The sequence below is a fragment of the Bacillus sp. PK6-026 genome (genome assembly GCF_054161455.1).
Genome location: NZ_CP096418.1, coordinates 868,392 through 885,224, shown reverse-complemented (window position 1 = coordinate 885,224; position 16,833 = coordinate 868,392). Strand labels below are relative to the sequence as shown.

The window sequence follows — 16,833 nt, the reverse complement described above, 5'->3', positions numbered from 1 at the left end:
AGCTGCCTTCCTTTCATCCTGTTTTAATGAATGAAAACGGAATTATTCTTTTTCATCTTTAAAGCCAAGACACAAAGTCGCAATGAATGCTGAAATCACCGCAATCGCAAAAGCGATTAAATAATGAATGAGATTGGCGGTGCCAAGAGGGAGAATGATTGAAATCATCGGGATGCCGGACAGTCCGTAAGAGTTTGCCGCAACGTGTGTGAAGACGGCGTATGCCCCTCCGATGGCGCCTCCGATCGATGCGCCGATAAACGGTCTCGCGAGCTTCAGATTGACGCCAAACATGACAGGTTCGACGATTCCCAAAAAAGCGGTGAGAGAAGCCGGAATCGCAATCTTTCTGATAGCGGCATTCTTTGTTTTCAAAAATACGGCGAGCCCCGCTCCTCCCTGCGCGACATTGGCCATCGACCATATTGGAAGCAGAAAATTGACCCCATATTCGGGATCTGCAAGCAGCGACGCTTCAATCACATAAAAACTATGGTGCAGGCCGCTCAAAACGAGTAAGGAGTAAAGCCCGCCAAATAAAAATCCGGCGCAAGCCCCCCCAAAATGATAAACAAACCCGAGACAGTCGCTTACGAAATGAGCGATGATCAGTGAGAGCGGCCCCATGATAAACAGCGCGGCAAATCCGGAAGCCATAACTGTAATAAACGGTGCGACAAGCAAATCTAAAGAACAGGGGACGATTCTTTTTAAGAATTTTTCGATTTTGCTCATTATGTAGACGGATAAGAGAATCGGTATGACCGTCCCCTGGTATCCGATCAAAGGGACTTCAAGGCCGAATACTTCGACGGATTCCGGCTTTTGGCTGCCGAGCAATGAAGGATCGAGTAAATCGGGATGGGTCAGAATTCCGCCGATGACAGCGCCTAAAAACGGATTCGCTCCAAACTGTTTAGCCGCACTGAACCCGATCAGCACAGGCAAAATGACAAACGCTGAGCTTGAAAAAATATCGAGCATTTTCATCAGCGGGCCGCCATAAGCGCCGAGGCTGAATTCTTTAAGCACACTGATGAGACCCATGAGCAATCCGCTCGCAACGATTGCCGGAATGATCGGCACAAAGATGTCTGACAGCGTTTTGGCAAATCGCGTCAATACGTTCATGTTTGGCGGCGCCTCCCGCCGGGCTTCTTCAAGAGGAGCCGGATCGCTGTATTGAATCATTTCCTTATAAATCTTATTGACTACACCTGTACCGAAAATGATCTGAAACAAACCGTATCTGAAAAAAGTCCCCTGCACAGACTCCATCTTTTCAATAGCAGCTATATCGATTTTTTCTTCATCTCTGACATTGAAGCGCAGCCTTGTCGTACAATGGCTGATGCTGATGATATTCTCCGCGCCTCCAATGAGGGGCAAGAGAACTCTTGCAATCTCTTTATGCAGCACCCGGATCTACCTCCTCCAATTTTTCTATCCTATCAAATCAACAGAAGACGATCAAAATGAAAAATGTGCCATCACATCCAAAGACCTCCGGCGAAAGGAATAAAAAAAGACCTAAAACATGCGAAAGCATCAGCCGATAGGCGCAAAAAAAGCACACTAAGGTCTGTAGTTCCTTTAGCACATTTTAGGTCTTGCCTGCCTTACCAGTAACAATCCCGTCAATATTTGTTCTTAATATGATTCTATTCGCTTCGGCCTTGGACATCAATAGTGCAAACCGCCTATATATCCCCCGTATAAAAAAAGAGAAGGCGTTAAAGCGTCTTCTCTACATCTTCAATGGCTATCGCACGGTCCTTTAAAACATGCACACTGTACTTCACATAGCCTGGCCGGTCTTCCCCGTCTAAGCCCATACTGTCAATCTCAATGTTTTCATAATGGTAGCCGCTCAATAACTTTTTCACCACTTTTGCCTGGTCATAGACCTGCCTCCGGCCGTCCCGGCCTGAATTCAAGGTAACTGTAACAGCGATCGGTTCTGTTTGCTTCAGTTTTTTCCAATTTGTATTGACATCATAGCTTCCTGATAGAGAAACTTGGACGTCAATTACGTTTTTCAGCTTTTTTTCAAGCTCTCTCTTGATCTCATTTGAGGCTTCTTTGCTTATTCTGGCTCTCGTCTTTTCCTGTCTGGCTTCTTTGATGCCATCGTTTGTGACAGCCGGGTGCAATCCGCCTTTCACGCTGAAAATGTACTCATCATTCCGCTCATCTGACACACGAAAAAGGTATTCAGCAAACTTGAAATTATAGGAGCTCCCTTTCATATTTAAGGTTTCACCGGCGTGTCCTTCCTGCAAGTATGCCGATAGCTTTTGTTCAGCCAGCGCGCGGCTGAACGGATTTCCGTAAAAGGCGTTATACACATAACAGCCTGTCACAAGAATCAACAACGAGAGACCAGTAATGATGGCTTTCTTTTTCAATTCAATCAACTCTTTCCAAATTCTCGCGTCCCGTCCATTATGAAGGAGAATTCGGACATTAGGCAAGCTCTTTCTGCTTCGTCTCCGTCCCCAAAAAGAAGATCGCCGCGACAGCCGCAATAACGGCGACGCAGAAGATCAAAAAGATCATTGAAATCTCTGTTCCCCGGGCGACGAGATAGCCGACAAGAAGCGGGCCCAGGATGCCGCCGATTCGGCCAAAGCCGGCTGCCATTCCTGCGCCGGTCCCCCTGATTGATGTCGGGTATTGTTCAGGCGTATAAGCATAAAGCGCGCCCCAGGCACCAAGGTTGAAAAACGATAAAAACATACCTGACGCAAGCAGAAGCGCCAGCGATTCAGCCGATCCGAAGAAGTAGGCGCTGACAGCCGTCCCTAACAAGTAGACGGTAAGCACCATTTTCCGGCCGGCTTTTTCAATCAGCCATGCCGCGGAGAAATAGCCGGGCAGTTGAGCCAGCGTCATGATCAAGACGTACTCAAAGCTCTGGATCATGCTGAATCCTTTCATCACCATGACGCTCGGCAGCCAAAGAAACATGCCGTAGTAGGAAAAGACAACGCAAAACCAGACAATCCACAGCATGGCCGTAGGCCGGGCATATTTGCGGGACCAGACGTTTTTCACATTTTCCACGACGGTCGGCTTCCTTTCCTGCGAAAGCTTCTCATATTTCGGAGAATCCGGCAGGGCGATCCGCAAATATAAGGCGTAAATAGCCGGTATCGCGGTTATTAATAAAGCAACCTGCCAGCCGTAGGCCGGAATAATAAAATACGAAATGAGCGCTGCGGCCAGCCAGCCGAATGCCCAGAAACTTTCGAGCAGGACGACGACTCTTCCCCTCCGCTCCGGCGCAACCGTTTCGGATACGAGCGTAGATGCGACTGGAAGCTCTCCGCCAAGCCCCATACCGACGAAAAAGCGCAGGACTAAAAATGCCCACAATGTCGTCGTCAAAGCGGATAACCCGCTGCCGATCGAGAAAAACAGCAGCGTAATCATAAAAACGTATTTTCTTCCGACACGGTCAGCCAAAAGGCCAAAGACAAACGCCCCGACTGCCATGCCGATTGAGTTGACGCTGCCGATCCAGCTCATCTCCTGCGGCGTCAACTTCCATTCCACGTGCAAAGCGGCGATAATAAACGATAATATGCCAACGTCCATAGCATCAAAAAGCCAGCCGAGACCGGCGATGCCAAGCAGTCTGCGCTCTGAAACAGGACGGTTCTTCTTCATACTCACTACACCTCTTTACTCTCTTAGCAGTTTACATGAGTATTAGTTTACACCTGTCTTTACACTTTTGTCACGAAGAAAATGAGGCGCCGTCTATTTCAGTTTAATGAATATGATGCTTGTGAAACTTTTCTTCTTGGTGCTTCAACTTTGGCAGAAACCCGTTTTCCCGCTCTTTTTCATAGCGCTTCTCAATATGAGATTTGATTTCTTTACCCCTCTCCTGATCAAGGATTCCGTACTCCACATACTTATTGATCAGCTGTTTTTTCTTTTCCATAATGTCCTTTTGCAAAGAAGCCAGTTCATTTTTTTGCTTGTCGGTCAACTCTTGATAAACGCGTGTTTCCCCGTAGGCAGAAGACATGACAGCCGTACATGACAGCGGAATGACGAGAAGCAAGCAAACGCACAGTTTGCGCATCATGCAACATCCTTTCTGATCTATGATTCATTCTATTTTTATCTGTTTTGCGGAGTTTATGCATAAAAAAAAGCCGCTTGGTAAAGCGGCTTCAGATTGTTGACAAAATCCCAAAACGACTTTTAGTTTTGGGATTTTGTCATCCTTTCAGCGTGATTGAAAACCCTTGCAGTCTAGGAAGGCCGAGCATCGGAGCACAGCGAATGTTGGAATTCGTGAGCACCGACGCGCAGGCCTGACAACGAATGCGAGGGTTTGTCGACACGCTGAAGCCGCTTGGTAAAGCGGCTGGGCTTTCTATTAAGGCTGCAGCGATTTCCGCGCAGTATATTCATCAATGCGCGCTAATGCGTCTTTCATGTCCATGCAGTTGCTGAAGCTTTCATCAATTTTTTGAATACCTTCCTGATATTTTTCGTCAGTGAGTACTTGTTCTGCTGCACCTCTTAATCTTTCAGCATTGACCTCTTCTGTAAACAGCGGATATCCAGCATTCAGTTCTTTCAGGCGCTGGGCGATCATCGGCTGATCTTTATCATGCGGGAGCACGACCATCGGGACACGGTAATGAATGCCTTCATTGACGCTGTTCATGCCGCCGTGGGTGATGAACACATCGGCTTCTTTAAGCACTTCTAATTGCGGCACATACGGTGCAATGATAAAATGCTCCGGCACTTCTTTTATATCCGCGTAGTTCGACTTTTCGCCGGCGGCGATGACAACCTTGCCGTCGAAATCACGGAATGCATCGATGCACATATTGAAAAAATCCTCAGTTTTACCAAGTACGGTTCCCATTGAAATATAAATGACTTTCTCATTCTTTAACGATTCTATCGGAAAATCGGTCTTGTCCAGACGCTTCGGAAAACGCGGGCCGATAAACAGCACATCATCCCCAAAACGGTCGCTGTCAGGCTGAAAATACCGGCTTGTATACACAACCGTCAGCTCCGCCTGATTGCTCATAAACTGTCCTGTATGCCTAGGTGAGACGCCGTACTTTTCTTTCAGTTCACTAAGCATGTCTTCACATTCTTTATCCAATTGCAGCTCCGCACCTGAATCCGGATGCAGCGGCAGAATCTTCATATGTTCTTGTCCGAAGAGAAATGAAGCCGACGAAGCGATTCCCGGAATGTTCAAATAATCCCTGACCAATTCACCCGCACCGAATGTGTCATAATACACGGCATCGAACGAAATGCTTTTGGACAGCTCTTTTACAATGTCTAAAATATACAGCGAGGTTTTGAGATGAATTTTTAAAAATTCAAGAAGGCCGGACGGTGAATTCGGATCAATATGCGCGTTTCTCACCAGATCTTCGTATAAATGGACGGTAGCCCCGACGCCCTCCAGCCTGTCTTTATACTTTTCTGTTGAAAGATAGTGCACATTGTCGCCTCTGTCAGCAAATGCTTTGGTGATCCCTAATGTAGGATTGACATGCCCTTCCGCCGGAAAATTGACGATTAAAATATTTTTCATGATTAAAACTCCTTTTTATCCTTTTTGAAACGGGTTGACATCAATTCAGCGCCTGATTAGACTGGTGTTAGTTACTACTAACTATCATAAAATGGGGGTAAACACCTTTGCAAGAGACGAACGAACGGATCATATCTGCTGCTTTAGACTTAATGCAAAAATACGGTTTCAAGTCGGTGACGGTAAAGGATATCGCGCTCCATTCAGGCGTCAGCGAGATGACGGTCTATCGCCACTTCAACACAAAGCTCGGACTTTTGGAAGCGGCCGTTCAGCAATTTTCTTATATACCAGCCTTTCAGCGCGTATTTGAAAATGATATCACTTGGAACCTGGAGAATGACTTAACATTGATTGCAGAATCGTATTTGCTTCATATGGAAAAAAACAAGCCCCTCTACCTTATCGCTGTTCAAGACGGCGGAAGGATGACTGATCTTTTCGGTTCTCTGTTAAAGCATATGGAAGAACTCCTTCGTTATTTAACAGACTACTTTCAAACGATGCAGGACAAAAGCCTGATGAAAAAGGGAGATGCGGATTCACAGGCCTTCGCTTTTCTGTCATCTTTATACGGATACTTCTCTTCTGGCGCATTGGCTGACGGCCGGTTTCAAAAAGTCGCTAAAGACACTTATATTAAACAGATAACCGCCGCTTTCTGCGGCGGTTTGCACATCTGATCTAACCTTTCAGACTGAAGGATGGACCGCTACTCATTTAGCTCCTCAACATCCTTCAGCCTGGTATCCGTATTTTTTTCAAAGAAGGTGCTGTATTTGACATAGCCGGTCTCGTCGTCTTTGATATCTTCCCCCTCAAAAATGTTGGCATTAATCGTCACGCTTTCATAGTCGTACCTTTCTTCATTCAACAGGCGCTGAATCTTTTGCGCCGTTTTGTATACGTCTTTTCGGTCGGCATTTGCGGCATCAAGTAAAATATGAATCTCCATCGGCCGCTCTAAGCGGAGGCTTTTCTCCCATTTTGCGTCCTCTTTCAGCTTTCCTTTTAATACTTCCACATGCACGTCAACGTCTTTCAGATGGTTTATGCTTTTCGATAAAAACGTTTTGATTTCTTTTCCGGCTTCTTCTCCAAGCCGCTCCATCAGCGGTTCGTTGAGGTTCTCTTCATAGATACCGTCCGTGTGTACTTCTGGTTGAACAAACCCTCTCAAAGAAAACAGATAGGGATCTTTGCGCTTTTGATCGCCGGTATCCGTGACTTCAAATACATATTCGGAGAACTTGAAATTATAAAGCCCGCTGTCGATCCGCAAGTCTTTTTCAGGATAGCGGTCAGTCAAATAATGCTCAAGCGCCGTTTGAGACAGCTTCTTGCTTACGGGATTTCCGTTGAAGGCGTTATATGCGGCAAGCACAAAAGAAACGAGCAGCACGATCAATACGCTATACAAGATTTTCTTTTTCATCATATCAACTACTTTCTTTCAGCTTTAAGAACAGCCATCCGATCATCATCCCGGCCGCGGCGAAAAAACAGTGAATAACAGCAAGCATGAAAGCGCCAAAGACAGAATACAGCAGGTGCTCCACAACCCCTGTACCGTCGGCTGCATCCCAGCCGGCCAGAATATCCCCCATCCCCCAAATGAAAATCGGCGCAAAGGAGAGGAGAATCACAAGTTTCATATCCCGGTAAAACAAGTACACCGCAAGCCCAAGCACGGCGTACCACAAAATAAAGCCGAAGCTCTCATTTAACAGGGATGTGTGAATCGCGAGAAAAAACGAAATGGCTGTAAACATCAATTGGTACAAGGAGAGCTTCCGATTGATTTTTTTAAACATTTGACTTTCATGAACAGTCGATTCGATATGTTCCTTCGGAAGCTCGGCCTCCGTCATCTTCAAAAGCTTTTGAAGCTCTTCATCGTTTTCGGCCGCTTCCTCAATCCATTCAGCCGACTCTTTGCTTAACAGCCCCTCATGGTATAAAGGAAGCAAATCTTTGAATACACTGCGTTCCTTATCCTTCATCATAGCCCTCCATTTCTTGCTGTAGCTTGAGCTTTGCTCTGTGAAACCCGACCCTGGCATAGTTTTCAGTTTTGCCTGTGAGCATGCCGATTTCTTTAAATGATAATTCTCCGTAGATACGGAGGGTGACAATTTCCTTTGAAGCCTCATCAAGCCGGTTGATTTCCTCGAGAAGCCGCCGCTCTTTCTCGGTTTTCAGAAGGTGTTCTTCAGGAGATAAGCAAGCCGCTTCCTCATGCTGAAATATCGTGTTTGTCCCGGCTTTTGACGCTCCTGAACGAAAGTGTTTTTTCAACACATTTTTAGCAATCGCAAACACCCATGTTTTGATTGTCGACTTTCCCGAAAATGTATGATAGCCTTTCACAGCCTGATAAAATACTTCCTGTGTTAAATCTTCCGCTGTTTCTTTATGAAATGTCTTAACGTAGAAAAAGGCATAAACGGAAGGCTGAATACTCTTGTAGACTTCCTCAAGCTTCATAAAGCCCCTCCCCGGCTGGGCTGCCGCTATTTTTCCATTCACTTATTAGTACCGCTGAACCTCTTTTTGTTACAAAAAATCGCATAAAAAAAGAGGCAAAAATGAATATTTCATTTTGCCTCCGGATATCCCAGCCACCAAACAAATGCCTTCCAGATCATGCCCTGCCCTTATTCAGGCAAACCCGCCAGCGATTTTAAAAAACTCACTTTCTCTTCAGTTGTTTTCAGGTTCACTAAGCTCCCGGCCTTCATCGACAGCCCGCTTCAGCGCCTGGAGCATATAGCCGATTCCCCGATAGCCCGCCAGCGGGTAAGTGATCTGCTGGCGGCTGCCAAACACGTTCCTCAAAACAGGCCTGTATTTTTTCCCGCCGAGCATAACGATTTCGTCATAATCCATCAAGTTTTTCCGTTCACCTTGCGCCTTCAGCTCATCATCCGCCATAATCTCCGGGTGGTCCATCCCGAATGTGACATCATAGTTTTCAGGAACGATATCTTCCGGTTTTAAAAAACCGTGTTTTGCTGAAAGAATCACCCAATCCGCAAAAAACGTCTGCGCATATGCGCGGCACGCCCGATGAAACGGACTCAGATAGACATCCTTTGCGGTAGACGGGCCGATGCCCGGATCGACATCCCAGATTTTCTTCGCCCCGCACGGGATGATGCAGAGTCTTTTCATCATATGTCCCCCCTTTTGGTTCCGCTAAAAAACGCCTTTAAAAAGGCGTTTTATTTCAGCTTCAGCGATACGACCGATTCGACGTGCGCCGTCTGCGGAAACATATCGACAGGCTGAATGTATTCGACATGGTAATCCTTCGCTAAGTACTGCAAATCTTTCGCAAGTGTTGACGGATTGCATGAGACATAAACGAACCGCTTCGGCTTAACCTGCCTGATCGTATCAAGGAAGGTGCGGTCACAGCCAGTTCTTGGCGGATCGACGATGACGACGTCAGGCCTGAAGCCTTCTTTAGTCCATTTCGGCAGCCAGTGCTCCGCCGTTCCTGTGACATAACGCGCATTATCAATTCCGTGCTTTTTGGCATTTTGGTTGGCGTCATCGATCGATTCTTTGATAACGTCCATGCCGCGGATTTCTTTTGCTCCGTCGGCGATCCACATTCCGATTGTGCCGACGCCGCAGTAGGCATCGACGACTTTTTCGCGCCCGCTCAGTTTCGCCGCTTTTTTCACTTCGTCATACAGCTTGACCGTCTGGATCGGATTAAGCTGAAAAAAAGCGCGGGCGCTCAGCTCAAACGTAACCTCGCCGAGAAATTCCTGAATGACCATATTGCCGGCTAGGAGCCTTGTATCATCGCCGAAGATAACCGATGTCTTGGCTTTGTTGACGTTTTGAATTACGGATGTCACTTCAGGCAGACGCTTTTTGATTTCTTCTGCAATGAGCTCCTTGCGCGGCAGGTCTTCTTTTGACGTGACAATGACAACCTGCACTTCCCCCGTCTCAAAGCCGACCCTCGTCACGATCGTGCGGACGTCGCCCGTTCGCTTCCGTTCGTTGTAGACGGAAATGCCGAAGTCTTCAAGAATCTGCTTGACGGTTTGTGTCGTTTTGTTCGTCGCCGGATGCTGAACGATGCATTCCGTAATCGGGACAAGCCGGTGTGAGTCAAGGCCGTACAGCCCTGCTACCATCTTTCCATTTTTCGAAAGCCCGAGTTGAAACTGGCTTTTATTCCGGTAGTGCCACGGGTTTTCCATGCCGATCGTCGGCCTGATGTCCATTTTGCCGATGTCAAAACGGGTGTGCCGTTCGAGCGATTGAATGACGATGTCCCGTTTTCCTTTCAGCTGCTCTTCATAAGCCAGATGCTGGAGCTGGCAGCCCCCGCATTGCTCATAGATGATGCAGGGCGGCTTGACGCGGTGCTCTGAACGCTTGCGCACCTTTTTGACCCGCCCTTCGGAAAATTTCTGATGAACCTTTGTCGCCTCGACGACGACTTCTTCACCCGGCAGTGCGCCGGGGACGAAGACGACTTTTTTCTTGAAGTAGCCGACGCCTTCGCCATTGATGCCGAGGCGCTTGATCGTCAGCGGAAATTGCTGTCCGACTTTTAATTCTGCTGATGATCCTTTTTTGTCACGTTTCACTGATGTTCTCTCCATTTCTACTCAATGCTCCTCCATAAATACAAGGAAGCATAGCTTAAATAAGGGTGCCATTCTTTGCTCATTTCAAGCATTTGTTCTTTTGTCGGTTTATCGTTTAAGCCAAAATGGCGTTTGATGGCATTTTGGATGCCGATATCGGCGGCCGGAAACAGATTGGGACGGCCGAGTCCGAACAGCAGAACGTTTTGGACGGTCCACGGGCCGATGCCTCTTATTTTCACCAGCTTTTCCATAATATCTTCATCTGATAATTGATCAAGCTCATCAAGATTTAAACGGCCGTCTGCGATCATTCTTGATGTATCGATGACGTATTCAGCCTTCCGCATGCTGAACTGAAGTTCGCGCAAGTCGTTATAGTCGAGCTGTGCAATCGTTTCGGGAAGCGGATAAAACCAGACCCCGTCCTTTTGCTCTCCATAAGTGTGAACGAACCGCTCTGTGAGCGTATAAGCAAAAGACAGATTAAGCTGCTGGTGGATCATGCATTTCATCAAGCAATGATACAAATGAAAATCGAGCACCAGCGGCGTTCCGGCATGCTCTGCGAAAATTGATGACAAGCTTGATTGTGAAAAGTGATCCAGTACAGGCTGAAGATTTTCCTCCCATCTGAAGATCCGTTTCACTTCTTTCATCATGGCGTCTCGATCGTCTGTACCGCTGACGGCAAACGCCGGGGCTTCGACAGTTCCCGTCGCCTGCACAGCGACAATCCGGGGCTCTTTGTTTTGATTGCGGAGCGGCAGCTTGACCTCCCTTTTGTCGAGGTTGACCGCATTGAGCGGATCAAGCGAAAGCCTGTCCAAGACGCGGTCAAAATGATACGGCGGTGATACGCTTACAGTTTCCTTCCACATCGCTTCCCATCCCTTTTTCTTCTTTGTCCACAGTATACCATGTTTCAAATTCTCTTAAAAAAGAACAACATTTTATTTTTTCACCGAATGAATCACAGGGCATCGCAGCATCCTATGGAAGCGGAGGGGTGCCGATGATTAAACATTTTGCGATGACAAAGGACGGAAAACTTTTATCTACCGACATCAAAGCAGAAAGGCTGACAGATCAAGATATTGAGTGGTACTGGACGGACTTCGATCAGCCTTCGGATGAAGAAGTCTCTTTACTCAAAAGTCAGTTTCACTTTCACCCTTTAGCAGTTGAGGACTGCGTTCATCATTTGCAGCGTCCGAAGCTTGATCAATACGAAGAATATCTTTTTTTCGTCATACACGCGTTGAATCAAAGGACGCTGGCGTCTGAAGAAGTTGACTTATTCGTTGGAAAAGATTTTATCGTCACATTTCACTTTCATCGTTCAGACGGTATTGAAAAAGTAAGAAGACAGCTTTCGGAAAACAGCGAGTTGTGGAAAAAAGGACCGAGCCATATCGCCTATATGGTCATGGATCAGCTTGTGGACGAATATTTCCCGATTCTTTACAAAATAGAAGACCGCCTCAATGAAATTGCTGAAAGCGACAGCAGAAAAACGTATGGAACGCTGATGAATGAAGTGTTTGATATCCGGAGCGACCTTCTAAAGCTTAGGAAAACAATCATTCCGATGCGGGATTTGCTTTACCGGATTTTAAACATTGAAATTTCAAAAGAAAACCGCGAACGAAAAGCGTATTACAGCGACATTTACGACCACCTCTTGAAGCTGACCGAAATCGTCGAAAACAACCGCGACATGACCGCCGATTTAAGGGACAGCTACCAGACGCTCAACTCCAACCGGATGAACGCCATTATGATGACGCTGACGATCGTCTCAACGATTTTTATTCCGCTCACCTTTATTGCCGGAGTGTACGGCATGAACTTTGACAACATGCCTGAACTGCATTGGCGCTACGGCTATTTTTTCATCCTCGTCATGATGGGAGCCGTTGTCGCCGGCATGATCTTCTGGTTCCGGCATAAAGGATGGTTTGACATTTTCAAGTAAAACCGGAAACCTTTTTCCTCTCTGTTCGACTATTTCTATAACTGAGGGGGGAAAGAAATGAAGGTACATACAGGGCTTGTTGGCATCTTCTTGATCGTTCTCGGCTTGTTGATTAGCGCCGAAAATCATCAAAGCGTGTCTGCTGCAGACGCGCTTTCGGACTTTTTCAGACTGCCTGTCCGCAATTTAGTGGTTCTGATCTGCATGTTGATGCTCATCATCGGCTTCATTATGGCGTGGCGCCATTATTATGAAGTACCGTGGATCCGCTTTAAGCTGTTTTTGTTTATTATCGGCATTTCAGTATTTTACCCGCTGGTCACAGAACAGCTGATGCTCTTTCAAAAATGGAATGCACAAGGCGATGATGCCGTGGAATATATGAAAAAGAGAAGCACTTGCAGCTATCAGAGCGATATGGAGGAAGGAAACATGGACTGTGAGGTGAAAGTGAACAATTACGGAAAAAAGACCGAACGCATCCAGCTCATCCCTGATATAACGAGCGAATTTGACTTTCAGCCGGAAGAGCTGGAACTGTCTCCGCATTCACAAGAGACGTACAGCGTCACCTTTAAGGCTCCGGGAAATGAGGATGTGTATGAATCAGGGATAGAAGAAGAGCCGAGGATGAAGGTTGAAGTGGTGAAATGAGCGACTTCACTCGAGTCAAGCAGCACGCTTTTGGAAACTTTTAAAAATATTACATGGAAGAGAAGGTTTAGAAGTAAAAGGTATACAGAAAAAACGAACTGCAAACAGCCGCTTCACAAAATAATAGACAAACCTCAAAGAAAAAAGCCGCTCCTTCACGGAAGCGGCTTTTCGTCTATTAATCGCGATAAGATTCTGCAATCGCGTTGGCGGCGACGATCGCATTGTAGACATCGTCAGGGGTGACTGGGAACGGCATGTTGCCCATTGTGTCGCCTTCTGCGCAAGCGCTTTGAGCGACTTGGCGCCATTCTTCTTCGATAAATTCGTCGACTCCGAGGTCTTTTAATGTCAACGGCAGACCGACGCCTTTGATAAAGTCAATGACGGTCTCCAGCTCTTCGGCCGGCGCGTTTTCAAGAACGAGCTGTGCCAAAAGGCCGAACGTGACTTTTTCGCCGTGCTGAGCTCTGTGCAGAGAAGGAACGGCTGTCATTCCATTGTGGATCGCATGTGCGGCGGCAAGACCGCCTGATTCGGCGCCGACGCCGCTTAAATAGATGGTCGCTTCAATTGTGTCTTCAACGGCGCGTGTAGAAACGCCATGCTTGATCGCCTGCATCGCTTTTACGCCGTTTTCCAATAGCGTATCATAGCACAGGCGGGCAAGTCCCAATCCAGTTGTTGAAGGCTTCATCAGCACGAGGTTGTCGCCGTTTGCTTTAAAGCAGGCGCGCGCTTCAAAATACGTCGCCAAGGCGTCTCCGATACCGGCTGCGAAAAAGCGCGGCGGCGCGGATGCCAAAATGTCAGAATCCGCGAGAACGACATCTGGGTTCGTCGGCAAAAACAGATATCGATCAAACGATCCGTCATGTTTATAAATGACAGCAAGGGCCGTACATGGAGCATCTGTTGAAGCAATTGTCGGGAAAATCACAACCGGCAGCTTCTCGTAATAAGCGGTGGCCTTTGCTGTATCAAGCGTTTTTCCCCCGCCGATCCCAACGATGATATTAGCGCCTGCATTGCGTGCAAGCTCCCGGTTACGATCGATTTCTTCCTGTGTGCATTCGTAATTGAATTTTTCAAAAACAGCTTGATTGCCGGCTTTCTGAATCGAATTCCCCGCTTCTTTTTGAGCGCGTTCCAAAATGAATTCATCGCAAATGATATATGCGTGATCACCATAATCTTCAATGTAATCGTTCAAGTTCTCAAGGAGTCGTTTTCCTGTAATAAATTTTTTAGGCGATGTGACTGATTTTACTAATTTTGACATGGTAATTCCCCCTTCACTATCAATGATATACCTATTTTCTTTTTAAATCTAGTAATATATGTATATAGAATGGATTTTTATTCTATGGAATTGACTAGGGGAAATAAAAGAGCCTGAACCATCAACTTTTCCGCTCAAAGCAAAAACCCCGTCTCAGCGTCCGGGGCATTTCTTTCAAAAGGGCTTTAGCATCATAGATTTTTCAAACATCAGGTCATCAAGGCTTTTAAATGTATAGCCTTCTTTTTTTAAGTCGGTGATCGCCTGATCAAGCGCTTCGGCATTGTCTTTCGAGACGGTGTGAAGCAAATAGACGGCGCCGGGATGGGCCTGTTTCATCATATTGTCGTACGCATAGCGCCACCCTTTTTGGGCATTGATTTTCCAATCGACAAAAGCAACAGACCAGAATACCGTTTGATAACCGAGCTTTTTCGTTTCTTCAAGCACCCGCTCGCTGAAAACGCCCCGAGGCGGCCTCAGGTAGAGATTGTTTTTTTCGCCTGTGATTTTGTAAACCTCCTCATCGACCGATTCCAATTCCTCTTGTATCACGCGGCTTGTTTTCGTCGTGAGATCCGGATGGTGATAGGAATGATTCCCGATGATATGTCCTTCCTCGGCCATTCGCTTGATCAGCTCCGGCTGATCTTTGACAAAATGGCCCGTCACAAAAAAGGCAGCTTTGACGTTTTGTTTTTTCAGAACATCTAGCACCTTAGGGGTGTAGCCATTTTCATAGCCGTTATCAAAGGTCAGATAGATCGTTTTTTCCTTTGTGTTGCCCAAATAAAAGGCGTCGTACTGCTGCAAAAGGCTGTTCAGCTCTTGTCCCGCATCTGCCGGCCGATGGTTTTTGCTTTTTGAAAAGCCCCAATGGATCGCCTTGTTGGAAATCGCTTCAGCATTGCCGCTGAAGGCCAGCATCAGCAGGAATCCGCAGCATAAGGCAAAGAATCGTTTCATCATCTTCTCGCTCCCAGTTTTATTTTTTCTTATTGTGCAGAAGGGCTGAGCTTTTCATACCAAGCAACACTTGGAAAACAAAAAAACCGCGGCAAAGAATGCAGCGGTTTTATTTCCAGTCTTTTTTAAAGCGCTCGTATTTGGCTTCCAAGTCGTCGAGCATGCTGATCAGTCTGTCAATATCTTCAAGGTCGGTCGATTCCGGGTCTAAAGAATCGATGACTGACATAAACATATCCAATCTGTTTTTTAAATAATTGACTTGCTGTTCTTTGTCATGTACTGCGTTACCCATGATTCTCCTCCTTTTGTTCCTTTATCGTAGCCTATAAACGGCCTTTTTTCAATCATCCATGACTTGCACGCCTCAAGGATCAGGTCTAAAATGAATAGTTGGGCTATATTAGTATGTCCTATCATAAAGGAGTTAGATATGTCATGACAGAAAAAACGCAGGTTCGTCCGATTACCCCGGAATATGATCCTTGGGAAGCCTACATGGACGTTGACCAATATGGAGATATACAGCTGACGAACGTTGAATTTACGACGACGACTCTTTGCAATATGCGCTGCGAGCACTGCGCCGTCGGGTATACGCTCCAGACGAAGGACCCGGACGCGCTGCCCGTCAGCCTTCTGTTGAAACGGCTTGATGAGATTCCCCGCCTTCGTTCTTTAAGCATTACTGGCGGCGAGCCGATGCTTTCATTAAAATCCGTAAAGGAATATGTCGTTCCTTTATTAAAATACGCTCATGAACGCGGCGTGCGGACGCAGATCAACTCAAACTTGACGCTCGATATCGGGCGCTACGAGCTGATCATCCCCTACCTTGATGTGCTTCATATTTCCCACAACTGGGGAACAGTCGAAGACTTTGCAGAAATCGGCTTCGCCATGATGGATAAAAAGCCGACGTATGCCCAGCGGGCGCGCTATTTCGAAAAAATGATCGAAAACAGCCGGACGCTTGTTGATGAAGGGGTTATGGTATCCGCCGAGACGATGCTCAACAAACGGACGCTTCCTCACATCGAGCATATTCACCGGCAAATTGTCGAAGACATGAAATGCCAGCGCCATGAGGTTCACCCGATGTATCCGAGCGATTTTGCAAGCGCGCTTGAATCTTTAAGCTTACAAGACATGAGGAAAGCGATCCACCGCCTTCTTGACATTCGCGACGAAAATACGTGGATGCTGTTCGGCACCCTGCCGTTTTACGCGTGCAGCCCTGATCCTGAAGACCACGCTCTTTTACAGCGGCTGCGCGAAGCGAAAAATGTCACGGTCAGAAACGACCCTGACGGCAGATCGCGCCTGAACGTCAATATTTTTGACGGCAATATCATCGTGACCGATTTCGGAGATACTCCGCCGCTCGGCAACATTCAAACCGACAGCCTGCCAAGCGCCTATGCGAAGTGGAGAAAAACAGAGCTTGCCAAGGAGCTCAACTGCCACTGCCCGCACGTCCGATGCCTCGGGCCGAATGTGCTCGTCAAAAACAGCTATTATCAAGATGTTGATTTTACTTCCAGAACAGCAAGAGTATGAAAAAGCAAGCCGCAAAAGGCTTGCTTTCAGATTGTTGACAAGATCCCAAAACGACTTTTTGTTTTGGGATTTTGTCATCCTTTCAGCGTGATTGAAAACCCTTGCAGTCTAGGAAGGCCGAGCATCGGAGCGGAGCGAATGTTGGAATTCGTGAGCATCGACGCGCAGGCCTGACAACGAATGCGAG

The 16,833-nt window shown here is 46.9% G+C and carries 18 protein-coding genes; 4 read left to right on the top strand and 14 right to left on the bottom strand.

From position 1 onward, the window contains the following. Positions 1–42: 42 nt before the first annotated feature. From M1D59_RS04400 to M1D59_RS04380, 5 genes are all read right to left on the bottom strand, one after another. The gene (locus M1D59_RS04400; RefSeq protein ID WP_023855886.1) at positions 43–1,419 is read right to left on the bottom strand and encodes a sucrose-specific PTS transporter subunit IIBC; all 1,377 of its coding nucleotides are present in this window, start codon (positions 1,417–1,419) and stop codon (positions 43–45) included. Between the two features lie 314 nt (positions 1,420–1,733). Beyond that, the gene (locus tag M1D59_RS04395) at positions 1,734–2,474 is read right to left on the bottom strand and encodes a YfjL-like protein (protein WP_458117826.1); all 741 of its coding nucleotides are present in this window, start codon (positions 2,472–2,474) and stop codon (positions 1,734–1,736) included. Beyond that, positions 2,467–3,672: an MFS transporter gene (locus tag M1D59_RS04390; protein WP_026580644.1), complete on the bottom strand. Its 1,206-nt coding sequence runs from the start codon at positions 3,670–3,672 to the stop codon at positions 2,467–2,469. Before M1D59_RS04390 ends, M1D59_RS04395 begins: the two co-directional genes overlap by 8 nt. 103 nt (positions 3,673–3,775) lie before the next feature. Continuing rightward, complete coding sequence (locus M1D59_RS04385) at positions 3,776–4,096, bottom strand: YckD family protein (protein ID WP_245118177.1); 321 nt, start codon at positions 4,094–4,096, stop codon at positions 3,776–3,778. A 300-nt stretch (positions 4,097–4,396) separates the two neighbouring features. Then, complete coding sequence (locus M1D59_RS04380; protein ID WP_458117825.1) at positions 4,397–5,590, bottom strand: macrolide family glycosyltransferase; 1,194 nt, start codon at positions 5,588–5,590, stop codon at positions 4,397–4,399. 107 nt (positions 5,591–5,697) lie between these two features. On the opposite strand from M1D59_RS04380, the gene M1D59_RS04375 reads away from it, so the two are divergent. After that, positions 5,698–6,273, top strand: coding sequence for a TetR/AcrR family transcriptional regulator (locus tag M1D59_RS04375; protein WP_025810226.1), 576 nt, complete (start codon positions 5,698–5,700; stop codon positions 6,271–6,273). Between the two features lie 29 nt (positions 6,274–6,302). On the opposite strand, the gene M1D59_RS04370 is transcribed toward M1D59_RS04375, so the two are convergent. The 6 genes from M1D59_RS04370 to M1D59_RS04345 all read right to left on the bottom strand — a co-directional run bounded on the left by M1D59_RS04370 (position 6,303) and on the right by M1D59_RS04345 (position 11,087). Further along, positions 6,303–7,028 carry a YfjL-like protein gene (locus M1D59_RS04370; protein ID WP_020450584.1) on the bottom strand — a complete coding sequence of 242 codons (726 nt, stop codon included), beginning with the start codon at positions 7,026–7,028 and terminating at the stop codon, positions 6,303–6,305. Between the two features lies 1 nt (position 7,029). Further along, positions 7,030–7,593: a hypothetical protein gene (locus tag M1D59_RS04365; protein ID WP_023855880.1), complete on the bottom strand. Its 564-nt coding sequence runs from the start codon at positions 7,591–7,593 to the stop codon at positions 7,030–7,032. Then, positions 7,583–8,077 (bottom strand): RNA polymerase sigma factor, encoded by a 495-nt coding sequence (locus M1D59_RS04360; RefSeq protein ID WP_023855879.1) that lies wholly within the window; start codon positions 8,075–8,077, stop codon positions 7,583–7,585. The genes M1D59_RS04365 and M1D59_RS04360 overlap by 11 nt, the downstream gene beginning before the upstream one ends. Positions 8,078–8,293: 216 nt before the next feature. Next, entirely contained in the window at positions 8,294–8,764 is a 471-nt protein-coding gene (locus tag M1D59_RS04355; protein WP_223254885.1) for a DUF6884 domain-containing protein, read from the bottom strand. 50 nt (positions 8,765–8,814) lie between these two features. Next, the gene (rlmD, locus tag M1D59_RS04350; protein ID WP_249175949.1) at positions 8,815–10,221 is read right to left on the bottom strand and encodes a 23S rRNA (uracil(1939)-C(5))-methyltransferase RlmD; all 1,407 of its coding nucleotides are present in this window, start codon (positions 10,219–10,221) and stop codon (positions 8,815–8,817) included. Positions 10,222–10,223: 2 nt separating this feature from the next. Beyond that, a complete protein-coding gene (locus M1D59_RS04345; RefSeq protein WP_023855876.1) occupies positions 10,224–11,087 on the bottom strand; it encodes a DNA-3-methyladenine glycosylase family protein in 864 nt (287 codons plus the stop codon). Between the two features lie 134 nt (positions 11,088–11,221). On the opposite strand from M1D59_RS04345, the gene corA reads away from it, so the two are divergent. After that, positions 11,222–12,184, top strand: a complete 963-nt coding sequence (gene corA / locus M1D59_RS04340; RefSeq protein ID WP_023855875.1) for a magnesium/cobalt transporter CorA — start codon at positions 11,222–11,224, stop codon at positions 12,182–12,184. Between the two features lie 57 nt (positions 12,185–12,241). Continuing rightward, complete coding sequence (locus tag M1D59_RS04335) at positions 12,242–12,838, top strand: hypothetical protein (RefSeq protein WP_149169176.1); 597 nt, start codon at positions 12,242–12,244, stop codon at positions 12,836–12,838. Positions 12,839–13,016: 178 nt separating this feature from the next. On the opposite strand, the gene M1D59_RS04330 is transcribed toward M1D59_RS04335, so the two are convergent. The 3 genes from M1D59_RS04330 to M1D59_RS04320 form a co-directional block, all read right to left on the bottom strand. After that, entirely contained in the window at positions 13,017–14,120 is a 1,104-nt protein-coding gene (locus M1D59_RS04330; RefSeq protein WP_023855873.1) for a glycerol dehydrogenase, read from the bottom strand. 174 nt (positions 14,121–14,294) lie between these two features. After that, positions 14,295–15,086, bottom strand: coding sequence for a delta-lactam-biosynthetic de-N-acetylase (gene pdaA / locus M1D59_RS04325; protein WP_025810242.1), 792 nt, complete (start codon positions 15,084–15,086; stop codon positions 14,295–14,297). A gap of 109 nt (positions 15,087–15,195) precedes the next feature. Beyond that, the gene (locus M1D59_RS04320; RefSeq protein ID WP_003179806.1) at positions 15,196–15,381 is read right to left on the bottom strand and encodes an SE1561 family protein; all 186 of its coding nucleotides are present in this window, start codon (positions 15,379–15,381) and stop codon (positions 15,196–15,198) included. A 143-nt stretch (positions 15,382–15,524) separates the two neighbouring features. Here M1D59_RS04320 and yfkAB point away from each other — a divergent pair, with 143 nt between their 5' ends. Further along, positions 15,525–16,646, top strand: a complete 1,122-nt coding sequence (gene yfkAB / locus M1D59_RS04315; RefSeq protein ID WP_080131283.1) for a radical SAM/CxCxxxxC motif protein YfkAB — start codon at positions 15,525–15,527, stop codon at positions 16,644–16,646. Positions 16,647–16,833: the final 187 nt, after the last annotated feature.

Coding starts and splice junctions, on each gene's coding strand:
- M1D59_RS04390 (WP_026580644.1), bottom strand. CDS start 3,672: ATGAAGAAGAACCGTCCTGTTTCAGAGCGCAGACTGCTTGGCATCGCC.
- M1D59_RS04385 (WP_245118177.1), bottom strand. CDS start 4,096: ATGCGCAAACTGTGCGTTTGCTTGCTTCTCGTCATTCCGCTGTCATGT.
- M1D59_RS04380 (WP_458117825.1), bottom strand. CDS start 5,590: ATGAAAAATATTTTAATCGTCAATTTTCCGGCGGAAGGGCATGTCAAT.
- M1D59_RS04370 (WP_020450584.1), bottom strand. CDS start 7,028: ATGATGAAAAAGAAAATCTTGTATAGCGTATTGATCGTGCTGCTCGTT.
- M1D59_RS04365 (WP_023855880.1), bottom strand. CDS start 7,593: ATGAAGGATAAGGAACGCAGTGTATTCAAAGATTTGCTTCCTTTATAC.
- M1D59_RS04360 (WP_023855879.1), bottom strand. CDS start 8,077: ATGAAGCTTGAGGAAGTCTACAAGAGTATTCAGCCTTCCGTTTATGCC.
- M1D59_RS04355 (WP_223254885.1), bottom strand. CDS start 8,764: ATGAAAAGACTCTGCATCATCCCGTGCGGGGCGAAGAAAATCTGGGAT.
- rlmD (WP_249175949.1), bottom strand. CDS start 10,221: ATGGAGAGAACATCAGTGAAACGTGACAAAAAAGGATCATCAGCAGAA.
- M1D59_RS04345 (WP_023855876.1), bottom strand. CDS start 11,087: ATGTGGAAGGAAACTGTAAGCGTATCACCGCCGTATCATTTTGACCGC.
- corA (WP_023855875.1), top strand. CDS start 11,222: ATGATTAAACATTTTGCGATGACAAAGGACGGAAAACTTTTATCTACC.
- M1D59_RS04335 (WP_149169176.1), top strand. CDS start 12,242: ATGAAGGTACATACAGGGCTTGTTGGCATCTTCTTGATCGTTCTCGGC.
- M1D59_RS04330 (WP_023855873.1), bottom strand. CDS start 14,120: ATGTCAAAATTAGTAAAATCAGTCACATCGCCTAAAAAATTTATTACA.
- pdaA (WP_025810242.1), bottom strand. CDS start 15,086: ATGAAACGATTCTTTGCCTTATGCTGCGGATTCCTGCTGATGCTGGCC.
- M1D59_RS04320 (WP_003179806.1), bottom strand. CDS start 15,381: ATGGGTAACGCAGTACATGACAAAGAACAGCAAGTCAATTATTTAAAA.
- yfkAB (WP_080131283.1), top strand. CDS start 15,525: ATGACAGAAAAAACGCAGGTTCGTCCGATTACCCCGGAATATGATCCT.